Below are 13495 nucleotides of genomic sequence, written 5' to 3' on the forward strand. Positions count from 1 at the left end.
ACATGTCTGGTTTTTCGGGTATAAGGCGATTTGCGGAAAGGCGCGTGCGCCTGCCTCCTCCCTTTTCCGCCGTTCGACGGAGCCCGCACTCGGCCGCACTCGGCACGCACAGCCCGGCGGTCGGCGGCCGGAGCAATAACGGGCAGCGGGTAGCGAGCAGCGGGTCAGACGATCACCGGTGCCGCTTTCGCGTTTCTCAGACCTCGGGGCGCAGCATCGGCGGGTTGAGCAGCGTGGCGCCGCCGGCCCGGAAGAGCTGGGCCGGCCGGCCGCCCTGGCGCGTGGTCGTCCCTCCGGTGGGGACGAGGAAACCGGGGGTGCCGGTCACCTTGCGGTGGAAGTTGCGCGGGTCGAGCGCGACACCCCACACCGCCTCGTACACCCGGCGCAGCTCGCCGACCGTGAACTCGGGCGGGCAGAAGGCGGTGGCCAGCGACGAGTACTCGATCTTGGAGCGGGCGCGTTCCACTCCGTCCGCGAGGATCCGGGCGTGGTCGAAGGCGAGCGGTGCCACGGGTTCGCCGTCACGGCCGTACCCGCCCTGCTGGAGCAGTTCCTCGACCGGGGCCCAGCGCGCGTTGCTGGCGTCGCCGCCGGCGCGCGGTGCGGGCAGGTCGGGCGCGAGCGCGAGGTGGGCGACGCTGACCACGCGCATACGCGGGTCCCGCTCGGGGTCGCCGTAGGTGGCGAGCTGCTCCAGGTGGGCTCCGTTGTCCTGGGCCGGGGCGGCGGAGTCGTGGGCGCAGAGCCCGGTCTCCTCGGCCAGTTCGCGCGCCGCCGCCTGGGTCAGGTCCTCGTCGGCCCGTACGAAACCCCCGGGCAGTGCCCAGCGCCCCTGGAAGGGAGGTTCGCCCCTGCGTACCGCCAGCGCGCACAGGGCATGGCGACGCACGGTCAGCACGACCAGGTCCACGGTGACGGCGAAGGGCGGGAAGGCTGACGGGTCGTAGGGCATGCCGCGATCATAGTCGTCTTCCTGACGATAAACACTCCCTCGGCCGCCGCATCGGTTGCTGTCCTGCTTCGTTCTGGTGTGGCGCGCGAAGCCGGGTTTCTTTCGCCGGTCGGTGGCTCGCGCGCGGTCGTCCGCCTCGGCCCGCACGGTTCCGGTCCGGTGACCGAACGGGGTGCGCCCCGCCTCTCCGGTTCCGGGGGCCCGCCCCCAGCCCGCGTTCAGGGCGGGGGCAGCCGAGCAGCCGGGCGAGGTGTTCGGTACGGACCTTGTGCGGCAGACCCGGGCCGGACCGGCCGGCCGTCGCCAGGGCGGCGGCCGGGTGTCCGACGTTCCGGTTCACCACCCAGAAGCCGACACGGAAAGCCACCGTGGCGGCGGACTGTGCCTGCCCCTGCGACCGGCGGGCTGTCCCCCGTGACCGACGGCTTGCCCCTCATGACCGACGGCCTGTCCCCATGTCCGACGGCCTCTGCCCGAGCCGGAGCCGGGGTACGGCATCCCGCCGGTGGCCTGTCTGGCCAGCGTGACCAGGAACCGGCCGGGAGCCGCTCCCGGCACCGCACCCGGGTTCGCCGGGCTGGCGGGCACGGTCCGGCGGGTGCTCATACGTCGCCCTCGGTCCGCGGGCGTCCGCCCTCCGACGGCGCGCCGCCGGTCGCGGTGTCGTCGGGGCCGGTGGTACGCGTGCGCCTGGTGCTTCCGACCCGGAGGCCCGGCCTGGAGCCTCCGGGCGCGGTCGACCGGGGGCGGGAGCCGGCCGGCCCGCGCTGGTCGGCCTTGGTCCGGGCTGTGGGGCGGCGGTCGTCGCCGTCCGCGCCGCGCGTGCGGCGCCTGCGCTGCCCGGCAGGCCGGGGACCTGGAGCCGGGCCGTCCGTCGAGGTCCGGGGTGTCGGGACGGGGTTCTGCGTGCTCTCGACGAGCGCCTGCCTCGGCGCCGGATCCGATTGCCGCGCCGTCCGCACCGACGCGTCCTGCGCGTCCCGTGCGTCCTGTGCGTCCTGCGCGTCCCGTGCGTCCTGGGCGCGCAGGCAGCGGCGGACCGCTTCCGGGTCGAGTCCCTCGTTGCAGGCCTGGTGCAGGAGGCGGGCGAAGAGGTAGTCGGGATCCGCGCCCAGTGCCATGGCCAGTGCCTCGCGCGCCTCCAGTTCGTCGCCCGTGGACCAGGCGACCCAGCCCGCCAGGGTCAGCGGCGCGGCGGCGTGCTCGCTGTAGGGGCCGACGCAGCGGCGGGCCAGGGCGCGCCAGAGCCGCAGGGCCGGGGCCGCGACGTCCCCTTCCATCCAGGCGGCGGCCCGGTCGCGGGTCGTGCGGTCCTGGAGTCCGAGGATGAGGGTCGCCGCCTCGTCGGCGTCGAGGAGGCCGTCGTCACGGACATCCGCCGGATGGGTCCCGGAGACCGGTGCCGCCGCGGCGAGGCGGCGGATGATCCGCTCGGCGAGGACCAGGGTCTCCCGCGCCACCTCCTCGCGGGTCGTCTCGTCCAGGATGCGGGGCACCAGGCTCATTCCCGCCGCGTCGAGGGCGATCTCCTGGTCCAGCGCGGCCGCCGACTCCCAGGGTTGCAGCCTGGCGCGCAGTTCCTTCAGTGTGCCGCGCACCTGGAGGCCGGCGTAGGTGGCCGCCGCGGCGAGTACGGAGGTGCCGGGCAGGCCCATCGGGGAGCCGTCCTCGGGGCAGCAGCCCTTGACCGGGCAGCAGTACGACCAGAAACGCCCGTCCGAGACGCACAGGGCCTCGACGACGGGCACGTCCAGGCTTCCGCACTCGGTGCGCATCAGCTGGGCCAGCCTCGTCAGCCGTTGCTTGACCTCCCGGCCGGACTCGCCGGGGCCCGGCTCCTGGCAGACGTAGGCCACCATGCCCTCGGGCCGGGCGCCGCGCCGCTCGCTGCCGGTCACCAGCCCGCGGGCCAGCTGCCGGGCGGCGGCCTCCCAGTCGTCCTCGTCCGCCGGGATGCCGAGCCGGGCCCGGCCGCCGAACCTGCCGCGGCCTCCCCGGTCGTGCAGAGCGACGAGCACCATGCTGTCCTCGGGGCGGTAGCCGAGCAGGTAGGGCAGGGCGTCGGCCAGTTCGGCGGGGGTGCGCAGGGTGACCTGCGCGGTGTGGTCGGCCGGTCCGGCCGACGGGTGGTGCCCGGAGATGTCGTCGTTTCCGAAGGGTCCGGCGGTTTCGCTGTGATTCGTCATGCGCCGACGATCTCGCGGATTCCAAGATTCCGCTTAGCGGCCTGTGGATAAGTCAGATCAGGGACACGACAACGCTGCCTGGTTATCCACAGACTCGGCCCGGGCCCGCCCGGTTGTCGGTGCGGTCCTGTTGTATGGAACGCATGGAACACACGAGCAACGCGGATCTCCGGGCGGAAGCCGATGCCGTTCTCGCCCGGCTCGTCGGGGACGCGACGGGCGCCGCCCGGCTGCGCGAGGACCAGTGGCGGGCGATCGAGGCGCTGGTCGCCGACCGGCGCCGGGCCCTGGTCGTACAGCGCACGGGCTGGGGCAAGTCCGCGGTGTACTTCGTCGCGACCTCGCTGCTGCGGGCCAGAGGAAGCGGCCCCACGGTGATCGTCTCGCCGTTGCTCGCGCTCATGCGCAACCAAGTGGAGGCCGCGGGCCGGGCCGGTATCCACGCCCGGACCATCAACTCGGCCAACACCGAGGAATGGGACGCCGTCCAGGCCGAGATCGCGGCGGGCGCGGTCGATGTGCTGCTGGTCTCACCGGAGCGGCTGAACAACCCCGACTTCCGTGACCAGGTCCTGCCCAAGCTGTCCGCCGCCACCGGTCTGCTGGTGGTGGACGAGGCCCACTGCATCTCCGACTGGGGCCACGACTTCCGCCCCGACTACCGCCGGCTGCGCACCATGCTCGGCGACCTGCCGTCCGGCGTCCCGGTGCTGGCCACCACCGCCACGGCCAACGCCCGGGTGACCGCGGACGTCGCCGAGCAGCTCGGTACGGGCGGCACGATGGACGCGCTGGTGCTGCGCGGACCGCTGGACCGGGAGAGTCTGAGCCTCGGTGTGCTGCGGCTGCCGGATGCCGCGCACCGGATGGCCTGGCTCGCCGACCACCTCGACGATCTGCCGGGCTCCGGCATCGTCTACACCCTCACCGTCGCCGCCGCCGAGGAGGTCACCGCCTTTCTGCGGCAGCGCGGACACACCGTCGCCTCCTACACGGGCAAGACGGAGAACGCCGAACGGCAGCAGGCGGAGGAGGACCTGCTCGCCAACCGCGTCAAGGCCCTGGTGGCCACCTCGGCGCTCGGCATGGGCTTCGACAAGCCGGATCTCGGTTTCGTCGTCCATCTCGGCTCGCCCTCCTCCCCCATCGCCTACTACCAGCAGGTCGGCAGGGCCGGCCGCGGCGTCGCCCACGCCGAGGTGCTGCTGCTTCCGGGCAAGGAGGACGAGGCGATCTGGGAGTACTTCTCCTCGTTGGCCTTTCCCTCCGAAGATCTGGTCCGGCGCACCCTCGACGTGCTGGCCCGGTCGGACGGCCCCCTGTCGCTGCCCGCTCTGGAACCGCTGGTGGAGCTGCGCCGTTCCCGCCTGGAGACCATGCTGAAGGTCCTTGATGTGGACGGAGCGGTGCGACGGGTCAAGGGCGGGTGGACGGCCACCGGACAGCCCTGGTCGTACGACGCCGAGCGCTACGCGTGGGTGGCCCGGCAGCGCGCGGCCGAGCAGCAGGCGATGCGCGAGTACGCCACCACCACCGAGTGCCGGATGGAATTCCTCCAGCGCCAGCTGGACGACGAGGGCGCCAAACCCTGCGGCCGCTGCGACAACTGCGCGGGGCCGCGCTTCACCTCCGATCTGTCCCCGACGGCTCTGGACGCCGCGCGGAGCGACCTGGGGCGCGCCGGGGTGGAGGTGGAGCCCCGGCGCATGTGGCCGACCGGGCTCCCGGCCATCGGCATCGGGCTCAAGGGCCGTATCCCGGCGGGGGAACAGGCCTCGCCGGGGAGGGCTCTGGGACGGCTGTCGGACATCGGCTGGGGCAACCGGCTGCGCCCCCTGTTCGTGCCGCAGGCACCGGACGCGGCGGTGCCGGACGACGTGGCGCAGGCCGTGGTCGGCGTGCTGGCCGACTGGGCCCGTGGTCCGGGCGGCTGGGCCTCCGGTGCGTCCGACGCCCCGGCCCGGCCGGTGGGCGTGGTCACCATGGCCTCGCGCAGCCGGCCCAGGCTGATCCACTCCCTGGGCGCCCGCATCGCCGAGGTCGGCAGGCTGCCCCTGCTCGGCTCGGTGGAATACGCGGGAGACACGCCCCGGGTGCCCCGCAGCAACAGCGCCCAGCGGCTGAAAGCGCTCGACGGGGCGTTGACGGTGCCGCCCGCCCTCGCGTCGGCTCTCGCCGCGGCCGACGGTCCGGTGCTGCTGGTCGACGACTTCACGGAGACGGGCTGGACCCTGGCCATGGCGGCGCGTCTGCTGCGCAGGTCCGGGGCACGTGGCGTGTTGCCCCTGGTTCTCGCCGTCCAGGGATGAGTACGGCGTCATCCCTGTGGTGAACTGCGGCGCGTTACCGCTGTTCCGGGCTGCCGCGCGGCCGTTCGCGGCGGCCCGCCGCACGGGGCCGCGGAGGGCGCAGGCGTCGACGGCCCGATCTTTGGGTAGGAGGGATATAAGCCACGCACTACCAGATAACACTCGGCGGCGCCAATTGCTCGTTGCCGCAACCCAGTTCGACAGGAAGAATTGAGGTCCGCTACCCGCACGACTCACCCGTGATCCGGTTGGGCTCCGCTGCGGCGCGCGCTCCCCCGAATCCGACCTCGCCCGCAGTGTGGGCGCGTAGCCGAAGGGAGGAACGTGACCTTCGGATTCGCACCGTCCTCGGCGGCCTCGTTGTCGACGCCGGCCTCCGATGCCTCCGCCAGTCGCCTGCTTGAGCCCGCGGAGTGGGCCGCCGCCGGAATCCCTTTGCTGCGCAACCCTCGTGAGGTCGTCAGCGGCTTGCACGCCCGCCACCACCCGAAGCCGCTCACGGCGGTCGTGGCGGTGCTCGACCCGGATGAGCGGTTGCGGGCGAGCGCCTCGTTCACGCGCCGTGCGACCCCGGCCGACGGCTGGATGTTGCGCAACGCGCTGCTGGCCCAGTTGCGCCGGGTGATTCCGCACGACCTGCGCCGCCGCACCCCTGTGCGCACCGCCGTCCTGCTCTACTGCCGGGAGGGCGACGCGCGTTGGACCGAGGAGGACGGCGCCTGGATGTGGGGACTGCGTGATGCCTGCACTCTGCACGGGCTGCGCTGCGGCGCGTACATCACGCTGACCCACGGCGGCTGGCAGGTGCTCGGCGAGGGACGCGGCGGGCGCCGGCCGAACGCCCACTCGGCCCCGGAGCCGTTCGCCACGTCGGAAGCCCCGCCACTCGCGCCACGCACCGGCGGCCCGGTATCCGAGGTGCTGAGCCGGGCGGCGGCTCGCTGACCAGCGCGGGACGGAGGTACGACGGTCCGCGCCACCGACCGGGGACTGCCACGGCGCATCCGGCCGGCGCGTGACGGCCGGACCGGACCGGCGTGCGCGCGGAGCGGTCCCGAGGAGCACCCGCGCACTTGTCCTCCGGACCCCGAAGGACCCTGGACGACCTGCGAGAGCTGCCCCGGCTGCGCCGGTGACGTGCGGGTGCGGCCCCTGGTGCGCCCCGGAGACGGCCGCAGGCGGTGCGGGCCACCCCCGCGGGGTGCCTGTCCTGCCGGGCAGGCATCGCCACGCCTCCCCATGTCGACCCGGATCACCGTCCCGGCGTGACGTCGGCCGGTACGCCCGGGCCTCCCCGGGAGAACGGACCCGGCGGTGTCAGGGCCGCGGCCCGTCGTCCCGGGCGCCTCAGGGCCGTCGCCCGGACACGCCAAAAGCCGCACCGTGCGGATCCCGCCGGAGCGGCTCCTTCGGCCCCTCGGTGTCCCGAGGTGCCGACGCGACTCAGACGCCGGCGCCCAGCACCGAGTTGATCTGCTGCGGGTCGCCGCAGACGATCAGCAGGGCACCGGCACGGGAGTGGGCCAGCGGGAGGGCGGTGGCAGCGACGGAGGCGGGGCCTCCGTTGACGGCCACGACGACCACCGGGCGGGTGGCGGCACGGGCGGCGACGGCGGCGTCCGCGTAGAAGACGTCGTCACCGGCGTCGTGCTGCGCCCAGTAGGACGCTTCGCCGAAGGACAGTTCGTGTTCGGCCCACGGGTGCTGGGCACCGGTGGTGAGGACGAGTACGTCGCCGGGGGCGCGGCCCGAGTCCAGGAGCAGGTCCACCGCCTCCTCGGCGGCGTCGAGCGCACCCTCGGCCGAAGCCGGGATCAACTGGATCTGCGGGCCCGCCGCGGCGGCGGGAGCGGCCGGGCCGGAAGGACCGGGCTTGGCCGGAGCCGCGTCTCGCGGTGCGCGCTGCGCCGGCGGCGTGGGCCGCGGAGGGCCGGGACGACCGGGGCGGGACGGAGCCGCGGGGCGGGGGCCGGGTACGGGGCGGGGGGTCGGCGCGGTGCGGCCGCTGGCCGGCGTGGCGCGGGGACCCTGGGCACTCTCGTGAATCTGAGGCTCCTCGGGAATGAGAGGCATGAGCTGATTTTTATCAAACGTTGGTGCGGCGCGGATGACCGGGTGGCACATCAGTGCGATCGGAACCGTCAGAAATCGAAGCCGAGCTGACCCTCAATTTCCGGAACGCTTCCGTCCGCCCAGTTGCGGACCTTCTTGAGGTGCCGCCACTGAGGCAACGCATCAAGATACGCCCACGACAAACGGTGGTGCGGGGTGGGCCCCCGCTCCGCCAGCGCGGCCTTGTGCACGGGCGACGGATACCCGGCGTTGTCCGCAAATCCGAAGTGTGCATGGTCGACACCCAGTTCGGCCATCATTTTGTCGCGCTGAACCTTGGCGATCACCGACGCCGCCGCTACGGCCACACACGACTGATCGCCCTTGATCACCGTGCGGACCTTCCAGGGAGCGCCGAGGTAGTCGTGCTTCCCGTCGAGGATCACGGCGTCGGGGCGGACCGGCAGGGCATCCAGGGCGCGGATCGCGGCCAGCCGCAGCGCGGCCGTCATCCCCAGGTCGTCGATCTCCTCGGGGGAAGCATGCCCCAGGGCATAGGCCGTCACCCATGTCCGCAGGATCTCGGCGAGTTCCGTGCGCCGCTTGAGCGTGAGCAGCTTGGAGTCGGTCAGGCCCGCGGGCGGGCGGCGCAGTCCGGTGATCGCCGCGCAGACCGTGACGGGGCCGGCCCAGGCGCCGCGCCCCACCTCGTCGACACCGGCAATGACCTTCGCTCCGGTCGTGGCGCGCAGGGAGCGCTCGACGGCGTGGGTAGGCGGTTCGTACGGCATGGCGCCCTTAGCGTACGCCGCCGGAACCGGCGCGCGACACCCCGGTCTCCCGAGGGGCGCGAAGGGCGCCGGAAGAGGACGTCAGGCCCCGTAGGGCCGCAGCAGCGGAAGCATCAGCTGGTCGACCATCCCTTCGAGATCCCGGTCGTTCCATTCGCTGGCGCACATCTTCGACCGGTACATCATCATGGCCGGGATGGCGTCGAAGACATAGCCGTTGGCCGCGTCCTCCCGGACCTCTCCCCGCTCTATTCCACGGACGATGACCTCGCGCACCAGCTTGACGGTCGGCTCGACCACGCTGCCGAGGATCACCCCCTCGAAGCGCTCGGCCTGCACCTGATCGCATTCGTGAATGACCGAGCGCAGGGCGGCGCCGGGTCGGGAGTACATGATCCGCCGTACCTCACGGCACAGGGTGAGCAGGTCCTCGCGCACGCTGCCCAGGTCCGGGGCCCGCTCCACCCGGGGCAGTCCGGACACCAGGGCGTCCGCGACCAGGTCCTCCTTGGAGGGCCAGCGGCGGTAGACCGCCGCCTTGCCGGTGTGGGCGCCGGCCGCGACGCCTTCCATGGTCAGCCCCTTCCAGCCGACCGTGCTGAGCTGCTCCAGGGCGGCGTCGAGGATCGCCCGCTCCAGTACCGCACCGCGCCGGCGGGGGGAAGCCGTTCCGGTGGGCGCGGCCGAACAGCGCGAGGTAACCATCTGTGTTTCTCCTGCATGCGAGGTGAGCGGTGATTCCGGGGCAGTGACGCCACGCCGCAGCAACGGGGACGCGGGCGCGACGCGCGCTTAAGTGAACGCTTGCGTTCACTGTCGGGGACTCACTACGGTGGACGCGACAGTGAACGCGAGCGTTCACTAACGCCTGTATGGGGGACCCATAGTGACGACCTCTCAGCTCCTCACGGACGATCAGAAATCGGGCGCGGCCCGTCGGGGAGGGCACCCCGGCATCGCACTCACCGTCATCGCGGCCAGTCAGCTCATGGTGGTACTCGACGCGACGATTGTGAATATCGCGCTCCCGCACATTCAGGAAGCCCTCAGCTTCAGCACGACCGATCTGACATGGGTGGTCAGCGCCTACACGCTCACCTTCGGCGGCCTGCTGCTGCTCGGTGCGCGCGCCGGTGACATCCTCGGCCGCCGCCGGGTGTTCATGACCGGCATCCTGCTGTTCACCTTCGCCTCGCTGCTGGGCGGCCTGGCCCAGGAGCCCTGGCAACTGCTGGCCGCGCGAGCCCTCCAGGGTGTGGGCGGCGCGATAGCGTCCCCCACGGCGCTGGCGCTGATAACGACCACCTTCCCCGAAGGCCCGGAACGCAACCGGGCCTTCGGTGTGTTCGCCGCCGTCTCCGCGGGCGGCGGTGCCATCGGCCTGCTCGCGGGCGGCATGCTCACCGACTGGCTCGACTGGCGGTGGGTACTGTTCGTCAACGTCCCCATCGGCGTACTGATCGCGGCGCTCGCGCCGTTGTACATCAACGAGTCCGAGCGCCACCCGGGCCGCTTCGACCTCGCCGGCGCGCTCACCTCCACGGTCGGCATGGCCTCGCTGGTGTACGGGTTCATCCGCGCCGCGGAGAAGGGCTGGCGGGACGGGCTCACGATCGGCTCCTTCGCCGCGGCCGTGGTGCTGCTGCTCGCCTTCGTCTTCATCGAGACGCGGGCGAAGGAGCCGATCACCCCGCTGCGGATGTTCGCGGACCGGAACCGCTGGGGCACGTACGTGATCATGCTGAGCCTGGCCGCGGCGATGTTCGGCATGTTCTTCTACATCGTGCTGTTCGTGCAGAACGTACTCGGCTACAGCGCCACCAAGGCGGGTATCGCGTTCCTTCCGGTGACGGCCGCGATCGCGATCGGCGCGGGGTTGTCGCAGCGCTTCCTTCCGGTGCTCGGCCCCAAGCCGTTCATGATGGCCGGCGCGGCGCTGGTGGCGGTCGGGCTGGGCTGGCAGACCTTCATCGAGCCCGGTAGCACCTATGCGAGCGGGGTGCTGGGGCCGATGCTGGTGTTCGGCTTCGGCATGGGCCTGACCTTCGTGACGGCCACCGTCACCGCCGTGTCCGGCGTGGCCCCGCACGAGGCGGGCGCCGCCTCCGGACTGCTCAACGCCATGCAGCAGGTCGGTGGTTCGCTCGGGCTGTCGATCCTGACGACCGTCTTCGGGTCGGCCGCCACCGACGAGGGGAAGGAGCAGCTCCCCCGGTTCCTCGCCGATGCCTCGCCGGAGCAGAAGGCGGAGTTCGCCAAGACGCACGAGATGCCCGCGCCGTGGGGGAACGAGGTGCTCGCCCATGGCATCTCCACGGCCTTCATCCCGGCCGCCGCGATGGCCGTACTCGCCTTCGTCACCGCCTGGCTGGTGCTGCGGGTCCGCAAGAGCGACCTCGACTCCCTCGCGGGCACGGCGGGCCCGCACATGGGCTGAACCGGTACGCGCCGCGCGATGCCGCGGCCGGCCGGACCCCTGCCGGGCCACAGACGGCCCTCGCGGAGATCCGGCCGGCGAGACCACGCCCGGCAGAGCGCACGAGAGGACCCTAAGCAGGGCCCGGACCAGGGCGGAAAGCAGCGCCCGAACCGCTCCCCGGCCCCGCGTCGGCGGCACCGCCGACAGCACCCGCGTACCGAATGACATCGCTCCTCCCCTCCGTCCCTCTCACGCTCGCGGCCCCGCCGGACGTCCCGGCACCGGACGCGGCGGGCAGCGGATATCGGGACAACGAGCGTTGGTCACGGAGAGTTCCCACCGGGAACGGAGAGTTTCGGTGCGTGGCGCCGGGCCGTCCGGGCTCGCGCGGCGGCACTGGCCGTCAGGCCCCCGTGGGCACCCAGTCCGGCAGGGCCTCGGTGCGCTCGGCCCACTCGGCGGGCGGTCTCCCCGCCTTGCCCGCGGCGAGCACCCCGCCCACGATCGCGCAGGTGGTGTCCACGTCCCCGCCGACCTGGGCGGTGGTCCAGAACGCCGACGTGAAGTCGCCGAGGGACCGGGCGGCGGACCAGAGGGCGAAGGGGACGGTGTCATGGGCGGTCGTACGGCGTCCGCAGCCCAGGACGGCCGCCACGGTGACCGCGTCGTCGTAGTCGAGCATGTCCCGGGCCCGGCGGAGGCCCTGGCCGACCGCGCTCTTCGGCACCAGCGCGATGACACCGTCGAGCAGGGCCTCGGGGGCGGGCGGGCCGTCCGGGGAACCGGCGAACGCCGCCGCGGCGGCCACGGCCATGGCGCCGACCACGGCCTCCCGGTGCTGGTGGGTGGTGTAGGCCGAGATCTCCGCCTGGTGGGTCGCCTGCTCCGGATCGTCCGCGTACCACGCGCCCAGGGGCGCGATCCGCATCGCCGCGCCGTTGCCCCAGGACCCCTGGCCGTTGAAGAGCCCGGCGGCCAGCCGGCGCCAGTCATCGCCCTCCCGGACCAGGCGCAGCAGCCGGTTGACCGCGGGGCCGTAGCCGCGGTCGAAGTCGTGGTGCTCGGCGAAGGAGCGGGCGAGGGCGTCCTGGTCGATGCGGTGGTGGGCGGCGAGGACGGCGACCACCGAGCAGGCCATCTCGGTGTCGTCCGTCCACTGCCAGGTGCCTGCGGGCAGCTCGCGCCGCTTGAGCAGGGGATAGTGCGCGGGGACGAAGAACTGGGAGCCCAGGGCGTCTCCCACGGCCAGTCCGCGCAGGCTCGTCAGGGCGCGCTCCAGGCGCCCGGGGGAAGAGGAGTCAGCGGTCATCGCCCTGCCACTTTATCCGGTGACCCACTGCGGCACCGGCTCGCGCCAGCTTTCGAAGGGCCGGTCGAGTGTGTACCTGCCGTCCTCTCCGAGAACGAGCATCCGCATCTCGGCGTTCCCCGGATTGGACAGCGACTCGAATTCCGCGACCGTCCAGTGGAACCAGCGCATGCAGAACAGCCGCATGGCGAGCCCGTGGGTCACCAGGAGGACGTTCGGCGGGTGGTCGGGGGCCTCGAAGCTGCGGAACAGGCTCTCCAGGAAGCCGCCGACCCGGTCGTACACATCCGCGCCGGACTCGCCCTGCGGGAACCGGAAGAAGAAGTGCCCGTAGGCGTCCCGGTACGCCTTCTGCAGGCGCACGTCGTCGCGGTCCTGCCAGTTGCCCCAGTCCTGCTCGCGCAGCCGGGGCTCCTCCCGGACGCGTATCAGGCCGGGGTCCAGGCGGAAGGCGCTGAGTGTCTCGTGGGTCCGGCGGTACGGGGAGACGTACACGCTGACCCGCTCCCGGCCGAAGAGCTCGCGGAGCCGTTCGCCGGTCTCCTCCGCCTGCCGCCGGCCGCGCTCGGTCAGCGCGAGGGCGTGGTCGGGTTCGCGCTCGTACACGGAGTCGTCGACGTTGCCCGTTGACTCGCCGTGCCGGACAAGGACGATGCGCCGTGGTCGTGCCATGCCGAAACCCTAGAGGGTACGGCGACGCGTCGAGCACTCGTACGGGCTCCATACGGCGTAGGTCACACGAATCCGGCGTCCCGGGCCGCCGTGACGGGACCGCCCACGGCTGCCGCATTCGCTTTGCGGACCGGCACGCGCCTCAGACCGTCCAGGACGGTTCCAGATCCACGAGGTCGCCGGAGAGCGCCGCGATGTCCGCCTCGGTCTGGGCGCGCAGGGCGAGGCGCTCCACGCGCTCGGTGCGGTACTTGCCGTGCTCGGCCGCCGCGCGCCACATCGACAGGATCAGGAACTCGTGCTCGGGCGCCTCGGCGAACATGCCGCGGATCATGCCGGGCGAGCCGGCCATGGCGGGGTTCCAGACCTTCTCCTGCATGAGCGTGAAGTGCTCCACGCGCTCCTCGCGGACCGTGCACAGGGCCACCCGGATCAGATCGGCGTCGGTGAAGCGGGGCTCGAATCCGGTCTTCACATCGAAGCGGTACTCGAACAGCTTGACCTGGGCGTCCTTGAAGGTGCCGGACTGGGCGGCGGCCAGCCGGTCGTGGGAGCGGGCCATGAAGGAGTCGTAGAAGGCACGGCTCTCCCAGAAGGCGAAGAGGTGCGCCACCCCCGGCCGCTGCCGGCTCCAGCCCCCGCCCTGCCCCCGGAAACCCGGCTCCCCGGGAAGCCCCGCCCATTTCCGCTGCCCCCGCTCGAAACCCCGGCGGTCCACCACGGTGCAGCGAATCCACTTGACCAGCACCGCGCCATCGTACGGCCACCGGACGTGGCGTCGGTCACGTCTTCGTGGAGATCG

At 72.7% G+C, this 13495-nt stretch carries 11 protein-coding genes; 3 read left to right on the forward strand and 8 right to left on the reverse strand.

The genetic code is table 11. The annotated features are described in order from the left end of the window. Positions 1-196: 196 nt before the first annotated feature. Both ACSURM_RS10115 and ACSURM_RS10120 read right to left on the reverse strand, forming a co-directional pair. Positions 197-955 carry an NUDIX hydrolase gene (locus ACSURM_RS10115; protein WP_436954675.1) on the reverse strand — a complete coding sequence of 253 codons (759 nt, stop codon included), beginning with the start codon at positions 953-955 and terminating at the stop codon, positions 197-199. Positions 956-1557: 602 nt separating this feature from the next. Then, a complete protein-coding gene (locus ACSURM_RS10120; RefSeq protein ID WP_436954676.1) occupies positions 1558-3141 on the reverse strand; it encodes a DUF4192 family protein in 1584 nt (527 codons plus the stop codon). Between the two features lie 143 nt (positions 3142-3284). Between ACSURM_RS10120 and ACSURM_RS10125 the strand changes: the two genes are divergently transcribed. Both ACSURM_RS10125 and ACSURM_RS10130 read left to right on the forward strand, forming a co-directional pair. Further along, entirely contained in the window at positions 3285-5450 is a 2166-nt protein-coding gene (locus ACSURM_RS10125; protein WP_436954677.1) for a RecQ family ATP-dependent DNA helicase, read from the forward strand. Positions 5451-5774: 324 nt separating this feature from the next. Beyond that, on the forward strand, positions 5775-6395 hold the full coding sequence (locus tag ACSURM_RS10130; protein ID WP_436954678.1) for a hypothetical protein: 621 nt from the start codon (positions 5775-5777) through the stop codon (positions 6393-6395). Between the two features lie 498 nt (positions 6396-6893). Here ACSURM_RS10130 and ACSURM_RS10135 read toward each other — a convergent pair whose 3' ends face one another. From ACSURM_RS10135 to ACSURM_RS10145, 3 genes are all read right to left on the reverse strand, one after another. Next, positions 6894-7523, reverse strand: a complete 630-nt coding sequence (locus tag ACSURM_RS10135) for a hypothetical protein (protein WP_436954679.1) — start codon at positions 7521-7523, stop codon at positions 6894-6896. Positions 7524-7591: 68 nt separating this feature from the next. Beyond that, positions 7592-8293: a ribonuclease HII gene (locus ACSURM_RS10140; RefSeq protein ID WP_436954680.1), complete on the reverse strand. Its 702-nt coding sequence runs from the start codon at positions 8291-8293 to the stop codon at positions 7592-7594. Positions 8294-8374: 81 nt separating this feature from the next. Next, entirely contained in the window at positions 8375-8998 is a 624-nt protein-coding gene (locus ACSURM_RS10145; protein ID WP_436954681.1) for a TetR/AcrR family transcriptional regulator, read from the reverse strand. Between the two features lie 181 nt (positions 8999-9179). Between ACSURM_RS10145 and ACSURM_RS10150 the strand changes: the two genes are divergently transcribed. Continuing rightward, positions 9180-10730 (forward strand): MFS transporter, encoded by a 1551-nt coding sequence (locus tag ACSURM_RS10150; protein WP_436954682.1) that lies wholly within the window; start codon positions 9180-9182, stop codon positions 10728-10730. A gap of 385 nt (positions 10731-11115) precedes the next feature. Here ACSURM_RS10150 and ACSURM_RS10155 read toward each other — a convergent pair whose 3' ends face one another. From ACSURM_RS10155 to ACSURM_RS10165, 3 genes are all read right to left on the reverse strand, one after another. After that, entirely contained in the window at positions 11116-12021 is a 906-nt protein-coding gene (locus tag ACSURM_RS10155) for an ADP-ribosylglycohydrolase family protein (RefSeq protein ID WP_436954683.1), read from the reverse strand. 12 nt (positions 12022-12033) lie between these two features. Continuing rightward, complete coding sequence (locus ACSURM_RS10160; RefSeq protein WP_436954684.1) at positions 12034-12693, reverse strand: histidine phosphatase family protein; 660 nt, start codon at positions 12691-12693, stop codon at positions 12034-12036. Positions 12694-12835: 142 nt separating this feature from the next. Then, on the reverse strand, positions 12836-13441 hold the full coding sequence (locus tag ACSURM_RS10165; protein WP_436954685.1) for a YdbC family protein: 606 nt from the start codon (positions 13439-13441) through the stop codon (positions 12836-12838). Between the last annotated feature and the right edge of the window lie 54 nt (positions 13442-13495).

Origin of the sequence: Streptomyces sp. SudanB182_2057, assembly GCF_964272715.1 — a bacterium.
Classification (GTDB): Bacteria; Actinomycetota; Actinomycetes; order Streptomycetales; family Streptomycetaceae; genus Streptomyces; species Streptomyces rubradiris.